The organism is Sphingopyxis sp. BSN-002 (assembly GCF_022024275.1).
In the GTDB taxonomy this organism is placed as follows: Bacteria; Pseudomonadota; Alphaproteobacteria; order Sphingomonadales; family Sphingomonadaceae; genus Sphingopyxis.
Map to the genome: position 1 here is coordinate 3263475 of NZ_CP091804.1, position 16357 is coordinate 3279831.

Here is a 16357-nt window from a genome sequence, read left to right on the forward strand (position 1 = left end):
TTGCACCCATGCTCTGCAATGCAAAGTTATTTGCATAATTGCACCTCCGTGCGCGCGACGCGTTCGTGGCGTCGGCAGGGGCGGTTTTTGCTGTTTTATGGCCTGCTCGTGGGGCTGGTCGAAGCCGGAATCCTGCTGGGCGATCCCGGCGACAGGGCAAGGGCCGGCTTGCTCGGCCTCGTTTTTCCGGGTCTCGGATTTACCACATGGGCGTCGGCCGATCAGCTTTGGCCCGCCCTTGGCTGGGCTGGCTTGTCGCTGTCGGCATTCGGCCTCTCGCTGCTGATCTGGTTCGGAACGGGCAACATCCTCGCGCCGCCGGCGCTGTTGGGCCTGTCGGCGCTGCTCGCGAGCCATCCGGAGCGGGCAGGACTCGACCCTCTTCCGCTGTCGGCTGATTGGCCTCTCGTCGCCGGCCCGGCGCTCTGGGCCGTCGCGGGGGCTGTATGGCTGCGTCCGCGGCGCCGGCGGCCGCGCCGGGTCCACGCCGCTCCAGCGGGTTGGGACATGGCGCCGACGCCCGGCACGGCAGGCGAACTGTCGGTTGAAGACCTTCGGCGCCAGCGTCTTCTGTTCGACCGGGCGCTCCAGCCCGCCGGGGACTTTCGCGGCTTTGAATGGCGCGATCAGTTCCAGACGGCCGCGATACGCTATCAGGTCAATTTCCTGTCCTATGCGCTCGCGGCGGCGCAAGCGCGTTATGCGCCCGCGGCTGGTGCCTGCTTCGAGGCGGCGCAGGGCAAGTTGCTGCACAAGATCGGCGACCACCGTTTGTGGCGGTACTGGCAGCTTGAAAATGCGTGGGGGCGGCTTCGGCTCGATGCCGATCCGGTTCCCGACGAGAATATCATGTATTCGGGTTTCACTGCGCTGCAGATGTCGCTTTCCGGTCTGCCGGACGATCTCGTCCTGCATCGGCAAGGTCGCGAATGGCGCCGCTATTCGCTGGATCGGATCGCGGGGCGGCTTGCGGACCAATATCGCATGTCGCCTTATGGCCTGCTCGCGTGCGAGCCCAACTGGATATACCCGCTTTGCAACCTGATCACCGCTGCGGGAATCAAGGCCGCCGGCGCCCGTAACGGCACCGATCGCTGGACGGGGATGGCTGACGACTTCCGGGAGGCCTTGCTACGCGAAGCTACCCGAGCCGACGGACGGTTCATCGCTTTTCGCTCTGCGTTGACCGGGATTGCTCCCCCCGCGCCCGGCGGGATCGTGATGCAGAGCTTCCCCTGCCTTTTCCTCAATGCGCTCGATCCGGATCTGGCGCAGGAGCAATGGCACGCGGTGCGCGCCGAACTCGGCCGGCGGGACTGGCGCAAACTCTTCTGGCCGATCGATGTCGGCAACTATGGTTTCAGCCGGGCTGCGGGCTACGCCGCAACAGCAGCGGCTGCCGCCGAGATGGGCGATGCGGGGGTGATGCACGAATGCCTTGCGCGGCTCGATACCGAATGCCCATTGCGCAGCGATAGGGGCGTGATTCACCGGGATCGCGCTTCGCTCTGGGCACATTGCCTCGAGATGATCGCGCGGAGCATCGGCCGGGACAGGTTACGCACGATGGTCGGCGCCGCGCGGGAGCAGGACGGTCCTCGGCTGGTCAGGACAAACTATCCCGATGTGCTGATCGCGCGCGCGGTCGCGGGCGCGCGGTCGCTCGATCTGGTGTTGTATCCGGGCAGCGATGTCACGGTGTCGACGATCGCGATCGGGGGCCTGCTCCCCGGCCGGCACTATCTGACCGGGCTGGCGCAGCCGAAGTTTCTCCGCGCGGACCCGTCAGGTGTCGCGACGATCGAGATAGAACTTCGCGGCCGGACGCAGTTGTCGATCGAGCTGTTTGTCTGAGGAGGCAATATGGTTTGCTGCACCCTGATTGCCGGGCTGCTGGCTCTCGTCCTGTTTCCCGTCGCCGCCTGGCGGCCCAGTCCGCTGGCCTGGCGCCTGCATGACGATGCTGCGCAGCGGCCGGCCATGCGGAGCGGGCGCATAAACAGCGTCCGCCATGCCGTTGCGGGTCTGTCCTTCGCGCTTCGCAATGAGCCGAACATGCGCATTCATGCGTGCGCATCCATGCTCGTGCTGGTTCTCGGCCTGTGGATTGGCCTCGACCTGTCCGAATGGCGCTGGCTGATCGTCGCAATCACCCTCGTCGTCGCGACCGAGGCGCTCAACACGGCGATAGAACAATGCTGCAATGCCATCGGCGAAGGCTTTCATCCGGCGATCAAGGCCGCGAAGGATGTTGCGGCGGGTGCAGTTCTTGTAAGCGCGATCGGTGCCGGACTGATCGGCATCACCGTCTTCGCACCGCACGTCCCAAGCGTGCGGGCTCACCATTCCCCCCTATGCGGGGAGGAGGCGATCAAGGGTCTCCGCTAACCGTCGCCGGCGTGAGCGCCGCCGAACTGGCCCGCACATTTCGCGCCCGGCCGCGCAGCGGAGCTTGTCGGAACTTACTGCAGGCGGGCTGCGCCATCGAGGCGGATGCAAGTGCCGTTTATCATGGGACTGGCAATGATCGTCTCGACGAATTCCGCGAATTCTTCCAGACGGCCCAGCCGGCTGGGGTGCGGGACGGCGGCGGCGAGCGCGTCCCTGTACTGTTGCGGCAGCGCTTCGACCATCGGGCTTAGAAACGTGCCCGGCGCGATGGCGACAATCCTGATCCTGTGCGGAGCCAGATCGCGCGCGATGGGCAGCGACATTCCGGCTATGGCGTTCTTCGATGCACTGTAGGCGGCCTGCCCGGCGATGCCGTCGAAGGCCGCGATCGACGATGTGTTGACGATCACCCCGCGCTCTTCGCCGATCGGATCGGCCGCACATAGCCTCGCGGCGAACTGCGACAGGGTGTTGAATGTTCCGACCAGATTGATGTCGATGATCCGCCGGAAGGCATCGAGCGAATGGGGCATCCGGCTGTCATCGACGGTTTTGATCAGGTCCGAAATTCCCGCGCAATTGACGAGGATGCGCGCGGTGCCGTGGCGCGCTTCTGCTGCGTCGAGAGCCGTCTTTACGCTCGCTTCGCAGGTGACATCGCATTCGGCAAACAGAGCGCCTGTTTCCGTCGCGACCCGTTCGCCCGCAACAGGGTCGCGGTCGAGGATAGCGACTTTTGCGCCGCGCGCGGCGAGCAGCTTTGCCGTGGCCGCGCCGAGGCCGGATCCACCGCCGGTGACAATGGCGGCGACGCCGTCGATTTTCATCTAGCTTCCTTCCGGTTCCGGTGCGTCGATCATCGATCCGGCGCCCGCATACCAGCCGCCGTCGATGATCAGTTCCGCCCCCGTTACATAGCGCGCGTCATCGGAAGCGAAATAGAGGACGCCGTGCGCGATATCGATCGGATCGCCCGTCCAGCCCATGGGAATTCGGGCGTTGACCGCCGCCAGTTGTTCGGGCGCGATGTCGCCGGCGATCGGCGTGTCGATCCGCCCCGGAAGGATCGTGTTGACCCGGATGCCTTGCCGCGCGAATTCGAGCGCCGCCGCCCGGCTCATCATCCGGACCGCGCTTTTCGAGGCGTGATACGACAGGGCGTCGGGGCTGGGGGTAATCGCATAGATCGACGCGATATTGACGATCGCCGCGCCCGCGACCTTGAGCAATTCGGGCGCCGCCGCCTGCATGCCCAGAAGCGTTCCCGTCTGATTGACGGCAATGACGTCGGACCAGATTTCCGGCGTGGTCGTGCGCACGCCGCCCATGCGAAAAATGCCGGCATTGTTGACCAGTGTTGTCAGCCCGCCAAACCGCCCGACCGTGAATCGCACCGCCTGCCGCCAGCTTTCGGCGCTGGTCACGTCGAGCGGCGTCAGGGCGGCATCGCCGCCCGCGGCAACGATCCGGTCGACGACACTCTGTCCGGCCTCGATCTGGATATCGCCGACGACGACGCGGGCGCCCTCGCGGGCGAAGAGTTCGGCTTCGGCCGCGCCCAGACCGCTCGCGCCTCCGGAAATCAGGGCCACCTTGCCGTCGAGCCGGCCCATCTATTCGATGACCGCGAGGACGGCGCCGACCTGATAGGTTTCCCCGATCGCTGCGCGAATTCGCAGGGTTCCCGTCGCCGGGCTTTCGACCTCCTGCGTCGATTTCTCGCTCTCGAGCGCATAAAGCGGCTCGCCTTCGACCGCTTGACCGCCGTCGGCGACGAGCCATTCGACAAGCTCGCCTTCGTTCATCGAGAAACCGATCTTGGGCAACAGGACTTCGACTGCCATGGAGAGATATTCCTTTTGATCCTATTTCAACAGCGCGACGACCGCAGCTTTGATGGCTGCGGCATCGGGCGCGAAAGCGGCTTCGAGCGGGCGAGAGAAGGGGACGGGGCAGAAGGCGGCGCCCAAACGCTGAACGGGTGCCTTGAGCGCGTGGAACAGATTTTCGTGAATGACCGAACTGATCTCGGCGCCCGCACCGAATGGCGTCACCGCTTCGTGCACGACGATCGCCCGGCCGGTCTTCTTCACTGACGCCAGCACCGTTTCTCGGTCCCACGGCGCGATGCTGCGCAGATCGATCAGTTCGGCCGATATGCCGCGGCTCGCGAGGGTTTCGACCGCTGCAGCCGCTTCCTGGACCATTTTCGCATAGGCAATGACCGTCACGTCGCTGCCTTCGCGCACGACACTGGCTTTGCCGATGGGGACGCGGTGCCCGCTTTCGGGCGCCTCGCCCTTGGTGAAATAGGTCGGCAGATTCTCGATGAAGATCACCGGATCTGGATCGTCGATGGCGCTGCGGAGCAGGCCATAGGCATCGCCCGGGTTCGACGGCGCGACGACCTTGATTCCCGCGGTGTGCGCGAACCATGCCTCCAGATAGTCGCTGTGCTGGCCGCCGTTGGCAAAGCCGCTGCCCGTCATCGTGCGGATCACGATCGGGACGTTGGTCTGGCCGCCCGACATGAAGCGCAGCTTTGCGGCGTGGTTGACGATCATGTCCATCGCGACCGTCGTGAAGTTCATCAACATGATTTCGGCGACGGGTTTGAATCCGCCGAGCGACACCCCGATCGCGGCGCCGACGATCGCCTGCTCGGCGATCGGGGTGGACCGCACGCGATGCTCGCCGAACCGCGTCGACAACCCTTTGGTGACCCCGAGTACGCCGCCATCCTCGGGATCGGCGACATCTTCGCCCAGGATCAGCACGCTTTCGTCGGCTTCCATGGCATCGGCCAGCGCGCGGTTGATGCCTTCGAGGATCGTGATGTTGCCCATCATGCCGCCTCCGCCGCGAATACATCGCGCGACAGTTCGCCGACGTCGGGAAAATCGCTTGCCAGCGCATAGTCGATCGCTTCGTCGATCTCGGCGTCGATGGACGCTTCCATGGCGGCAAGGTCGGCTTCGGCGGCGTGCCCCTGTTCGATCAGCCATGCGCGGAAACGGGGGACGGGATCGGCCGCCATCGCCGCCCGTTTGCGCTCGGGGTCCATATAGGCATCGGCATCGCCGAAGATATGACCGTGAAAACGATAGGTCATCGCCTCGATCAGCGTCGGGCCTCCGCCGGCCCGCGCGCGTTCGATGGCCTCGCGCGCCGCAGCATAGGTTTCGAGCACATTGTTTCCGTCGACGCGGATGCCCGGCATCGAATAGGACGCCGCCCGGTCCGCGACACGCGGCGCCGAGGTCGCCTTCTCATAGGCGGTATGCTCGCCCCATTCATTGTTCTGGCATACGAAGACAACGGGCAGCTTCCATACCGAGGCCAGATTGAGCGCTTCGTGGAAGGCGCCGATATTCGAGGCACCGTCGCCGAAATAGGCGACCGTCACCCGGCCATCGCCGTTGAGCTGCGACGACCATGCAAGGCCGTTGGCGATCGGCATCGAGCTTCCCACGATCCCGGTCGTCACCATCACCCCCGATTTCGGATGGGTGATGTGCATCGGGCCCCCTTTGCCTTTGCAGGTTCCGGTGACGCGACCCGCAAGCTCGGCCCAAAGGTCTTTCAGCGGCACGCCCTTCGCCAGCATGTCGTGGGTGCCGCGATAGATGGTGCAGATATAGTCGCTGTCGTGCAGGTTGGCCGATACCGCGCTCGGGATCACTTCCTGCCCGCGCGGCGAGTAATAGGGCATGACGAGCCGGCCGGTCATGATCACCTTGCGCGAGCGTTCGTCATTGGCCTTGATGAGCGCCATGCGCCGGTAGATCGCAACGAGCGTCGTTGCGTCGGGATCGGGTCGGTTGGTCATGCGGGTGCTGATCCTTCAGTCGCGAAGACGGCCGTAAGGCTGGTATCCAAAATCGGCCGCGTCGCGCTGGCCGATCACGAAAACATCGGGGTCGATCGCGCTGCTGGCGAGACCGGCGTGCGTATAGACCCAGTCCATCACGACGACGCGGTCGAGCAGCCGCCATTCGCCATCGCGGCATTCGAGAACATCTGCATATCGGCCGCCCGCGACATCGTCGGCGATGCCGTCGCCATCGGGCCGGATGTGGTGCGCGATAAAGACTGTTTCCGCCGCGGCGCGGTTGCCGGCGACCTCGATATTCGACTGGCCGATCATGTGCGTCGTGGAAGTCCAATGGTCACGCATGTAGGGAATGATGAACTCGGCGAAGCCCGGCGCAGGGCCATTGTAGATGCCATGATTGTCATGCGCGTCGTCCCAGTAGACGCTGGCCAGCGCGTCGGCGTCGAGCCGGTCGATGCCGCGGCAATAGCGTTCCAGAACCAGCCGGATTCGCTGATGGTTCAGAATCTCGTTCAGATCGTCCTGCATGTTTCAAACCTCTTCCCTTGCTGCCGACGTTAGAATGCGCGTTCGGCGCGCATCTTGACGGGTCGCGACAATTTTTGCGCTCGGAACGACAATCGGGACCTGCGCCCGGATGGCTACGGAACCCGGTGTCGAAACGACCGACACGGACCGCCTGCAATCGGGATTTTGTCGTCAAAGATAAAGACGCGCGGTGCGTGGCAAATTCATTATTCGGTGATCACGGATCAAAAGAGCGACCAGAAGAAGAGCTCGGTTGGGGAGGAAAAAGATGAGGTTCAAACTCGGAAGCGTGGCTCTCGTGTTGCTGTCGTCGGCGGCGCCCGCATGGGCGCAGGGCACTCCGCCGCCAGCCGACGCGACATCCGTCAACGACGGCAACGAGATCATCGTGCTGGCTCAGCGCCGCGCCGAACGGCTGCAGGATGTGCCGATCTCGGTCGTCGTGCAAAGCGGTGAACAGCTCGAGACGGCTGGCGTCGACAATCTGCGCGACCTCGGCGCGGTGACGCCCGGCCTGACCTTCCAGGCGCAAGGCAATTTCGTGCAGCCGGCGCTGCGCGGGATCACGACCCTCGTTACCGGTCCCGGTTCCGACAACCCGATCGCGCTCTATATCGATGGTGTCTATGAGGGGACGCAGGCTGGCGCCTCGATCGACCTGCCCGACGTCGAGCGGATCGAAGTGTCCAAGGGGCCGCAAGGCACATTGTTCGGGCGAAATTCGACCGGCGGCGCGATCCAGATCTTCACCAAGACCCCCAGCTTCACGACCACAGGCAGCGTTTCGGCAACCGCCGGGCTGTACGACGGCTCGGGATCCAGCCGTTCGTCCTATGATCTGGGGGTGAAGGGATATGTGAGCGGGCCGATCGTTGCCGACAAGCTCGCCGCGAGCCTGTCCTTCGCCTATCGCAATGTCGACGGCTATTCGACGAACATCGTCTATGACAGCCTGCCGACGGCGATCCAGAACGCCTATGGCACCGATCGCATGGACTGGCTGAAATCGGTCACGCTCCGCGGCAAGCTCTTGTTCACGCCGACCGAGAATGTTTCGGTTCTGCTCAGCGGCTATTACATGCACCGCAAGAGCGATCATGGCAGCGCGGGGCTGCCGGTGGGTGGCCTGACCGCGGGCGCTTTCTATCCCGATGCGGTGTTCGGGACGCGGCCCTTCGAATATGCGTACGACGCGCCCGATCCGCTGACCGAGATCAAGAATTACGGCGGCGCGCTGAAGATCGACATCGACACCGGCGCCGGTACGTTGACGTCGACGACCAGCTACACGCTCAGCCGGCACCGCGAACGCGTCGACGTCGACGCGTCCTATTCGCCGCAGTGTCTTGCCGCGGCGCCGATGACGTTCGCGTGCATCGCGTTCGCCGATACGCAGCCCAACGACAATTTCCTGCAGGATATATTGTTCACGTCCGAACAGATGGGGCGCGTGAAATTCGTCGTGGGCGGCAACTTCTTCAGCAGCAACGGCGACCTGTCCGGGGTGATCAGCGACTTCAGCGGGGGCGCCCAGCCCGGTGCGCCGACCGTCGTCTATAATCCGCTGCTGATCGCGACGACCCGCGTCAAGACCCGCGCCTATGGCATTTTCGCGCAAGCCGATATCGACCTGACCGACCAGCTCACGCTGACCGCGGGCCTGCGCTACAGCTACGAGAAGAAGAAGGGCTACATCACCTTCTTCGGTTCGCCGTTCACCAATTTTGCGAACCCCAGCTGGGACAGCTTCACGCCGCGGCTCGGCCTGCGTTACGCGCTCGATGGTCGCAGCAATATCTATGCGACCTTCAGCAAGGGCTTCAAGAGCGGCATCCTGCCGATCCTGACCGTCGGCGATCCGGTGAATCCCGAAAAGATCACCGCCTATGAAGTCGGATACAAGACGGCGCAGCCCGGCTACTCGCTGAATCTCGCGGCGTTCCTCTATGACTATAAGGATCTGCAGATCCAGTCGTTTACCGGCACGACGATCATCCCGACCAACGCCGCCTCGGCCCGGATCTTCGGCGTCGAATTCGACGGGACCGTCGATCTCGGTTCTTCGTTCAGCGCGCGGGGAGGCGTGACATGGATGCCCAAGGCGGATTTCCGCAGCTTCCCGAACGCGGCCGGCTATCAGCCGGTGATCACGGCGGGCGGACTTCCCTCGGTGGTGGCCGACGTCAGCGGCCAGCGGCTGGTCCGTGCGCCGAAAGTCAGCGCCGTTGCCAGCGTCACCTACACCGGCCGTGTCGGTGGCGGCGACCTGACGATCACACCCAGCGTCCATTATTCGAGCAAATATCTGCCCTATGACGCGTTCGATCTGCTGGTTCAGGGCGCCTATGCCCGTGTGGCGACCGAAATTGCGTACAAGCCCGACAACAGCGGTTTGCGGCTGTCGCTGTGGGTGCATAACCTCACCAACGCCAAATCGTTCAGCTCGACAACCATTTCGGCCGGTGCCGCACGTGCCACCTATGAAGAGCCGCGCGAGTTCGGCATCACCGTCGGATATGATTTCTGACCGCGATGCCGGCAGCGATCGGGAGGGAGCAAGGCGTGACGCCGGAGATCAGTTTCAACGACCCCGATATCCAGCGTTGCCCCTTTGCGGCCTATAAGGAGATCCGCGAGGCGGGGCCCGTCTATTACGACAAATCGAACGGCTTCCACATCGTCACCGGCTATGACGATATCCGCAAGGCCGCGATGGATACGAAGACCTTTTCCAGCGTTACGGGGCAATTGCTCGTCAAGACGGCGCCCTATCAGGAACGGATCGACGCCATCTATCGCGAGGAAGGCTATTTGCCGGTAACCGCGCTGGTTGTGGCCGACCCGCCAATCCACAGCTTTCACCGCTCGCTCGTCGACAAGGTGTTCACTGTGTCGAGCGTCAAGCGGATGGAGGAATATCTGGCAGGCGTGGTCGACGAAATGGTCGACCAGGTGATCGGTTCGGGTGCGGCCGATTTCTACTATGATCTTGCGGTCAAGATTCCCAATCACGTCCTGTCGGACCAGATCGGTCTGCCGCGCGAGCGGTTCGCCGATTTTAAGCGCTGGGCCGACGCGATCGTGCAGGAAGCCGACCCCAACAACGGCGAAGAGCGTCAGGTCGAAATCACGCGCACCATTTGCGAACTGCAGCAGTTTCTGGTCGAGCGCATCGAGGAATATCGCGACGTTCCGCGCCCTTGCATCCTCAACGATCTGGTCCATGCGGAGGTGGACGGCAAACGCCTGGCGATCGAAGAGATCATCCAGATCGTCGAGCAGATGCTGCCGGCCGGAAGCGACACGACAGTGGGCGCCCTTGCCAGCGCGATGCACCGGATCGCGACCACGCCGGGCCTCGAGGACGAGCTTCGCGCCGACCCGTCGCTCATCGCCAACTTCGTCGAGGAGGTTCTGCGAACTGCGGCGCCGGTTCAGGGGCTTTGGCGCCGGGCAACCTGCGATACCGAGATTGGCGGAGTGCCGATCGCCAAGGATTCGATCATCGTGCTGCGTTTTGGCGCGGGCAACCACGACCCCGCAATATTTCCCGACCCCGATCGCTTCGATATCCGGCGGACGAACGCGCGCCGGCATTTCGCTTTCGGCGTCGGGCCCCATTTTTGCGTCGGCAATCTGCTCGCACGCGGCGAGCTCAGGATCACGATCGACCGGCTGCTCCAGCGCATGAAGAACCTGCGCCTGGCGCGCGGCGAGGCGGGCGTATCCTGGCAGGCCCATTTCTTCGCCTTTGGGCCCAGCCGGCTCGAAATCGCTTTCGATCCTGTCTGACGGGCTTTCATCCCATGACATACGAGCTCGTTAAATATGGCCAGACCGGTGCCGTCGCTGTCATCGAACAGAACCGGCCCGACAAGCGCAACGCGCAGAACCAGCTGATGCTGACCGAGATCGAAGCCGCGCTCGATCGTGCAGCCACCGACGCTTCGGTGCGCGTCATCGTCCTTGGCGGCATCGGCGGTCATTTTTCGGCAGGCCATGATCTGCGCGAAGGCGAGGAGAAGCGCGCCAACCTGTCGGTCGAGGAGCGCTGGGCCTATGAGGAAAGACATTTTTACGGACTGTGCCTGAAAATCTGGGATTGCCCCAAGCCGACCATCGCGCGCGTGCAGGGCGCCTGTGTTTCGGGCGCGTTCATGATGGCGAACATGTGCGACCTGATGGTTGCGTCGGACGATGCCTATTTCGCGGACCCGGTGGTTCACAGCCTGGGTGCGGCTTCCGTCGAGATACTCGTCCATCCGTGGGTGATGGGACTTCGGCGCGCCAAGGAGATGCTGTTCACGGGCGAGCGCATGACCGCCGCCGAGGCGCATGTGATCGGACTCGTAAACCGGATCGCGCCGGTCGCGGAGTTGGATGACGCCGCGATGGCGCTGGCATCGCGCATCGCCGAGGCACCGCCGTTCGGGATTCGCCTGACGAAGCGATCGCTCAACCACGGGCACGATCTTGCCGGATTCCGTTCCGCGCTGGAGGCCCATTTTGCGGCGCACGAGCTCTCGCATTTCAGCCGCGAATATCTTTCGACCGTGACGCGCGGGCTCGGCGCTGCGGTCGATCAGGGCAAGCGGCTGCTCGCCGGATAGCGCGTCAGAGTTCGACGTCGGTCGACATATCCTTGCGAAACTTGCGCGGACTGGCGCCGAACCAGCGGTGGCAACTGCGCGTCAGCACCGATGGCTCGCTATAGCCGAGCATCGCGGCAACGCGGGTCAGCGGGATCGTCGGCTGACCGAGGTAGCGAATGGCAGCCTCGCGCCGCACCTCGTCCTTGATATCCTCGAAGCTGACGCCTTCCTCGCTCAATCGGCGCTGCATCGTGCGCGGGTGCATGCCGATGGCGGCTGCAACGTCGACGTGCAGGCTGCCGCCATGCGACAGGAGCCGGGCTGCGACCGATCGCACGCGGCCCGACAGCGGTCGCGCCGAATCCGGAAACTGGGTGTCGATGAAGGAGGTCGCCATATCGTACAGCTGCTGGCTGCGATTGGCGATCGGCGCCGCAAGGTCGGCGCGGTTGAGGAAGATCGCATTGAACGGAGCGTTCATCTCGACGCGCGCGCCGAAATACTGGCTGTAGCGCGTCGGCGCCGAAATATAATCATGGCCGAACCACACTTCGCGCGCGCGCACGCTTCCGCCCGACAGCGCGAGGATCGCGTGGTGCATCAGCGCCATCCCCTGTTCGATCGCCTGTTCCTGGTGGGGCAGCCGGTCGAGGCAGATTTCCCAGCGGATATAGGGCCGGCCGCTGCCGCGCTCATTCTCGAGCGTCAGCTCGCTGGCGAGGCTGTAGGTGCGCAGATGGTCGGCGCAATAGCGATAGGCGTCGCCAAGCGTCGGCGCGTTGGACATGGCGACTTCGAGCGGGCCGAGGACCGCCGTACCGCCTTGATATGACGCAAAGGCCATCCCGAAGTCGGGTCGCTGAAGTTCGATAGCCGTCCGGTGCAACAGCCGGATCGCACGGCGGTAGGAAATCATCGCGCCCGTCTGGCCGAAAATCTCGGGCGAGATACTCTCCTTTGCCAGAAGGGGTTCGGGGTCGCCGCCGAGCCGGCTTACGACCTCCGGATACAGACGCAGGATGTCCGCGCGAACCAGTGCCGTCTTGACGCCGGCATCCTCGTGATCGCTGTCGAGAAGCTTTGCAGTGCTAGCCATTTTGCTCTCCCTGACGCCCTTTTTCGGCGACATTTCTTGTCCGGAACGTCATTCGCGAAGAATCGCCGCGCTCCGTTACGACGCGAATCATCTGCTCTTTGTCGTCAAAAATCAAGATATTGCCCGACAGGCGGCATAGGGTGATGTTGCCGTGATGCGCCCCCCCGAAACCGGCGGTTTTCTGCGGCAAGGGTCGCCGGATGTCAGGTCAATGTCGCCCGCCGCCAAGATGCGCCCGAGCCGCTCCATTATGTTCGCCGCAACGCCCGTTTCGCGGTCGAAGGGAGCATGGTTTTGGCAACGCAGCGATTTGATATGCCGGCTCTTTTCGGTCCGAGTCCGGTGCCTGACCGCAGCCTCATACCTTTCGCAGAGGTCGTATCGATCGGTTTCGAGACTAGCGTCGCGGCGGCGGAGCGGCTGCTGCCGCGCTTCTTTCGCGCCGCGGGGCAGCCGGTCGTCACCGTTACCCGCATCGATTACAGCGACGTGGATTATCTGGGCGGCCGCGGATATCGCGAGATCGTCGTGTCGGTGAGCGCGCTGCATGGCGATGACGAGCGCCCGTCGGGCTTTGCTCCCGTGATGTGGGTGACCGAGCCGGGCGCGCTGATCAGCGGCCGCGAGTTCATGGGCTTCGCGAAATTGCCCGCGGCGATGGATGCGATCGAACGGAGCGACGATAGCCGTCGCTTCCGGGCGTCCGAATATGACGCGGTGCTGATGGAGGGCGAGGTCTCGGGCTTGCGTCCGCTGTCCGCCGACGCCCTGGTGCGGGTGAACCAGAGCGCGGCGGAGGTGCGAACCTTCGGCTGGAAACTGATCCCCGGTGACGCGGCCGAACCCGACGTCGATCACCCGATGATGAATGTGATGCGCTGGCACTACGAACGCGCCTGGTCCGGGGACGGCGATATTCGCTTTCATCGCCCCGGTTTCCGAGACGCGCCGCTGTCGGCGCGGGTTGTCGACGTGCTGGCCGACATACCCGTGATCGCACGGCGCCGGGCCTTCGTTGCCGAGGGACGCGCCGAAATCGATCGCTCGGCGACGCGGCGCCTTCATGGCTGACCGCCGCTATCGCGAGGACGCCGGTGGCTGGCGAACGCGCTGGAATCCCGACCGCGCCGACCGCGCCGTTCGCGACGGCGACTGGACCAATCGAACGATCGCCGATTTCGCTACCGAGCGGGTGGCCGCCAACCCGGAGCGAGTCCTGTTGATCGACGGCGAGCACCGGCTCTCCTGCGGCGATCTCCATGATCGTGCGCAAAGGCTTGCCGGCTATTTCGATGCTATCGGGCTGAAACCGGGCGAGGTCGTTTCGTTTCAGCTGCCCAACTGGTGGGAATGTTCGGTCATCAACCTTGCGGCGGCAATGACGGGCGTGGTCGTGAACCCGATCGTCCCGATCAACCGCGACGCCGAAGTGACCTTCATGCTGCGCGAGTCGCGGAGCCGGCTGATGTTCGTGCCCGGGACTTTTCGTGGCTTCGACTATGCCGCGATGATGGCGCGGATCGCGCCCGATCTTGATGGTGCGCCCGAGGTGATCACCGTTCGCAGCGCGGCGGAAGGATTGCGGAGCTTCGACGAGATACTCGCCGGGGCGCCTTTGACGACAGCCCGGAAGGTCGATCCCGACGCGGTTAAATTGCTGATGTACACTTCGGGTACGACGGGCCGGCCAAAGGGGGTGCTGCATTCGCACAACAGCATCGGCGCAGATTCGGTCAAGATGGCCGCGGCGATGGGTCTGGGCATCGGCGACAGTATCTTCTCGCCATCACCGGTCACCCATGTCAGCGGTTTTCTGTGGGCCCTGAACGCGCCGTGGATCATCGATGTCCCCGCCGTGATCGTCGATATCTGGGAACCCGAACGTGCGCTGGATCTGGTGACCGCGCACCGCTGTACCTTCATGCTGGGCGCCACGCCCTTTCTGCAGGACTTCCTCGCCGTCGCGCGCGCGCGCCGTGAAACGGTGCCGTCGCTCCGCTACTTCCTGTGCGGCGGCGCATCTGTCCCGCCCGAATTGATCTACGACGCGGCGCGGCAGTTTCCGAATTGCATCCCGTTCCGGACTTTCGGCGCGACCGAAGCGCCGACGATGACCGCCGGCCCGGCATCCCGCGACGATATGCGGCTGGCGGCCGAAACCGACGGGCGCCTTCTCCGTTGCGAGGTCAAGATCGTCGATATCGCGACCGGCATGCCGCTCGAAGCGGGCGAGGAGGGCGAGATACTGGTGCGCGAGCCCAGCATGGCGCTCGGCTATGCGCGGCTGGAAGACAATGAGGATGCCTATGACGGGGAAGGCTATTTCCGGATGGGCGACCTCGGCCGTCTCGTCGACGGTGATCACATCGTCTGTACCGGCCGCAAGAAGGATCTGATCATCCGCGCGGGCGAGAATATCAGCGCGCGCGAAATCGAGGATGTGCTGTTTTCCTCACCGCTGATCGCGGAAGTCGCGGTCGTTTCGATGCCGAGCAAGCGGACCGGCGAGGCCATCTGCGCTTTCATCGTTCCGGCCGCCGGTGCGTCGGTCGGCCTGGCCGATGTGACGGCGATGGTGGGCGCGGCGGGATTGGCCCGCCAGAAAACGCCTGAGCATCTGATGCTCGTCGACGATCTCCCGAAAACGCCCTCGGGCAAAGTCCGCAAGGACCAGCTCCGGCGTATCGCGGCAGGCGAAGTGCTCGAGAAGGAAAAGGCGATATGAAGCTGGCATTTTCGGCCGAGGATGAGGCGTTCCGTGCCGAAGTCCGGTCCTTTCTCGCCGCCGAGCTGCCGCCCGGGCTGGCGCGGCGCGAAGCGGCGGGCTTTCACAACAAACGCGACACGGTCCATCCGTGGCAGCAGCGGCTTTACGCAAGGGGTTGGGCAGCGCCGAACTGGCCGGCGGAATTCGGCGGGGCGGGCTGGTCGCCGATCCAGCGCTATATCTTCGAACTCGAATGCGGCCTCGCCAACGCTCCCGAATACAGCCTGATCGCAATGTCGATGGCCGGTCCCGTGCTGTGCCGGTTCGGTAGCCCGGAGCTCCAGCACGAGTTTCTGGAGCCGATGCTGAAGGGCGACTGCTGGTTCTGTCAGGGATTTTCGGAGCCGCAGGCCGGATCGGATCTCGCCAGCCTGCGCACGCGTGCGGTGCGCGACGGCGACGAATATGTGATCACCGGGCAGAAGATATGGACGACCGACGCCCATATGGCGGACTATATGATCTGCCTGGCGCGAACCGATGCGGAAGTGAAGCCGCAGGCCGGGCTGTCGATGATCATCATGCCGATGGATGCGCCGGGCGTGACGGTGCGTCCGATCGATACGATCGACGGCGATGCGCATGTCAACGAGGTCTTCATCGAAGATGTTCGCGTCCCGGTCCATTATCTGATCGGCGAGCCAAACAGCGGCTGGACACAGGCCAAATATCTGCTCGGACATGAGCGGACGCACAATGCCTATCTGGGCATGCTGCGGCGGTATCTGGCACGCATTCCGGCGTTGATCGACGACGAGTTGTGTCGCGGCTTGCCCGCCGCCGAAGCGGGCGAATACCGGCGCCGTCATGCACGGCTCGCGATCGATGTGGATGCGCTCGAATGGTCGGTGCTGCGCGTGCTGGCCGGGGAGGAGGGGCCTGCGCTGGGCGCGGCGGCGTCGGCGATCTCGATCCGCGGGGCAGCGTATCTGCTGCGCGCCACCGACCTCGAAATGGCGATCCTCGGACCGCAGGTCGTGCCGCGGTTCGCCCCCGACGACGGAACCCCGCTCGTCGCCGGAGCGCCGCCGGCGGCCGCGGGGCGCACCACCCAATATCTCTATTGGTGGGCCGCCACGATCTTCGGCGGCTCCGACGAGATTCAGCGCAACATCATCTGGAGCACGCTGTTCCGATGATTTGCCGGC

General features: G+C 64.2%; 16 protein-coding genes. 8 read left to right on the forward strand and 8 right to left on the reverse strand.

The window, feature by feature from the left end; translation table 11 throughout:
- The first annotated feature begins 87 nt into the window (after positions 1-87).
- Both L7H23_RS16135 and L7H23_RS16140 read left to right on the forward strand, forming a co-directional pair.
- On the forward strand, positions 88-1854 hold the full coding sequence (locus tag L7H23_RS16135) for a hypothetical protein (protein ID WP_237836885.1): 1767 nt from the start codon (positions 88-90) through the stop codon (positions 1852-1854).
- A gap of 201 nt (positions 1855-2055) precedes the next feature.
- Positions 2056-2388 carry a diacylglycerol kinase family protein gene (locus tag L7H23_RS16140; protein ID WP_237839284.1) on the forward strand — a complete coding sequence of 111 codons (333 nt, stop codon included), beginning with the start codon at positions 2056-2058 and terminating at the stop codon, positions 2386-2388.
- A 74-nt stretch (positions 2389-2462) separates the two neighbouring features.
- Here the strand turns inward: L7H23_RS16140 and L7H23_RS16145 are convergent, their stop codons facing one another.
- Genes L7H23_RS16145 through L7H23_RS16170 form a run of 6 tightly spaced genes read right to left on the reverse strand, consistent with a single transcriptional unit; the run spans position 2463 to position 6754 of the window.
- Positions 2463-3218, reverse strand: a complete 756-nt coding sequence (locus L7H23_RS16145; protein WP_237836886.1) for an SDR family NAD(P)-dependent oxidoreductase — start codon at positions 3216-3218, stop codon at positions 2463-2465.
- Positions 3219-4004 carry an SDR family NAD(P)-dependent oxidoreductase gene (locus L7H23_RS16150; RefSeq protein ID WP_237836887.1) on the reverse strand — a complete coding sequence of 262 codons (786 nt, stop codon included), beginning with the start codon at positions 4002-4004 and terminating at the stop codon, positions 3219-3221.
- Positions 4005-4235: a lipoyl domain-containing protein gene (locus L7H23_RS16155; RefSeq protein WP_237836888.1), complete on the reverse strand. Its 231-nt coding sequence runs from the start codon at positions 4233-4235 to the stop codon at positions 4005-4007.
- Between the two features lie 21 nt (positions 4236-4256).
- Positions 4257-5240, reverse strand: coding sequence for an alpha-ketoacid dehydrogenase subunit beta (locus L7H23_RS16160; protein ID WP_237836889.1), 984 nt, complete (start codon positions 5238-5240; stop codon positions 4257-4259).
- The gene (locus L7H23_RS16165) at positions 5237-6220 is read right to left on the reverse strand and encodes a thiamine pyrophosphate-dependent dehydrogenase E1 component subunit alpha (RefSeq protein ID WP_237836890.1); all 984 of its coding nucleotides are present in this window, start codon (positions 6218-6220) and stop codon (positions 5237-5239) included. The genes L7H23_RS16160 and L7H23_RS16165 overlap by 4 nt, the downstream gene beginning before the upstream one ends.
- A gap of 15 nt (positions 6221-6235) precedes the next feature.
- On the reverse strand, positions 6236-6754 hold the full coding sequence (locus tag L7H23_RS16170) for a nuclear transport factor 2 family protein (protein WP_237836891.1): 519 nt from the start codon (positions 6752-6754) through the stop codon (positions 6236-6238).
- Between the two features lie 268 nt (positions 6755-7022).
- Between L7H23_RS16170 and L7H23_RS16175 the strand changes: the two genes are divergently transcribed.
- From L7H23_RS16175 to L7H23_RS16185, 3 genes are read left to right on the forward strand one after another with little or no spacing between them, the layout of a single operon-like run.
- On the forward strand, positions 7023-9281 hold the full coding sequence (locus tag L7H23_RS16175; protein WP_237836892.1) for a TonB-dependent receptor: 2259 nt from the start codon (positions 7023-7025) through the stop codon (positions 9279-9281).
- 35 nt (positions 9282-9316) lie between these two features.
- Entirely contained in the window at positions 9317-10546 is a 1230-nt protein-coding gene (locus tag L7H23_RS16180; protein WP_237836893.1) for a cytochrome P450, read from the forward strand.
- Positions 10547-10560: 14 nt separating this feature from the next.
- Complete coding sequence (locus L7H23_RS16185) at positions 10561-11364, forward strand: enoyl-CoA hydratase (protein ID WP_237836894.1); 804 nt, start codon at positions 10561-10563, stop codon at positions 11362-11364.
- 4 nt (positions 11365-11368) lie between these two features.
- Here L7H23_RS16185 and L7H23_RS16190 read toward each other — a convergent pair whose 3' ends face one another.
- Together L7H23_RS16190 and L7H23_RS16195 are read right to left on the reverse strand one after the other, a co-directional pair.
- Positions 11369-12442 (reverse strand): AraC family transcriptional regulator, encoded by a 1074-nt coding sequence (locus tag L7H23_RS16190; protein ID WP_237836895.1) that lies wholly within the window; start codon positions 12440-12442, stop codon positions 11369-11371.
- Positions 12435-12632: a hypothetical protein gene (locus L7H23_RS16195; RefSeq protein ID WP_237836896.1), complete on the reverse strand. Its 198-nt coding sequence runs from the start codon at positions 12630-12632 to the stop codon at positions 12435-12437. The genes L7H23_RS16190 and L7H23_RS16195 overlap by 8 nt, the downstream gene beginning before the upstream one ends.
- A gap of 125 nt (positions 12633-12757) precedes the next feature.
- On the opposite strand from L7H23_RS16195, the gene L7H23_RS16200 reads away from it, so the two are divergent.
- The 3 genes from L7H23_RS16200 to L7H23_RS16210 are packed head-to-tail and all read left to right on the forward strand — an operon-like array spanning position 12758 to position 16348.
- The gene (locus L7H23_RS16200; RefSeq protein WP_275671210.1) at positions 12758-13513 is read left to right on the forward strand and encodes an acetoacetate decarboxylase family protein; all 756 of its coding nucleotides are present in this window, start codon (positions 12758-12760) and stop codon (positions 13511-13513) included.
- A complete protein-coding gene (locus L7H23_RS16205; RefSeq protein ID WP_237836898.1) occupies positions 13506-15167 on the forward strand; it encodes an AMP-binding protein in 1662 nt (553 codons plus the stop codon). Before L7H23_RS16200 ends, L7H23_RS16205 begins: the two co-directional genes overlap by 8 nt.
- On the forward strand, positions 15164-16348 hold the full coding sequence (locus tag L7H23_RS16210; RefSeq protein ID WP_237836899.1) for an acyl-CoA dehydrogenase family protein: 1185 nt from the start codon (positions 15164-15166) through the stop codon (positions 16346-16348). Before L7H23_RS16205 ends, L7H23_RS16210 begins: the two co-directional genes overlap by 4 nt.
- The last annotated feature ends 9 nt before the right edge of the window (positions 16349-16357 follow it).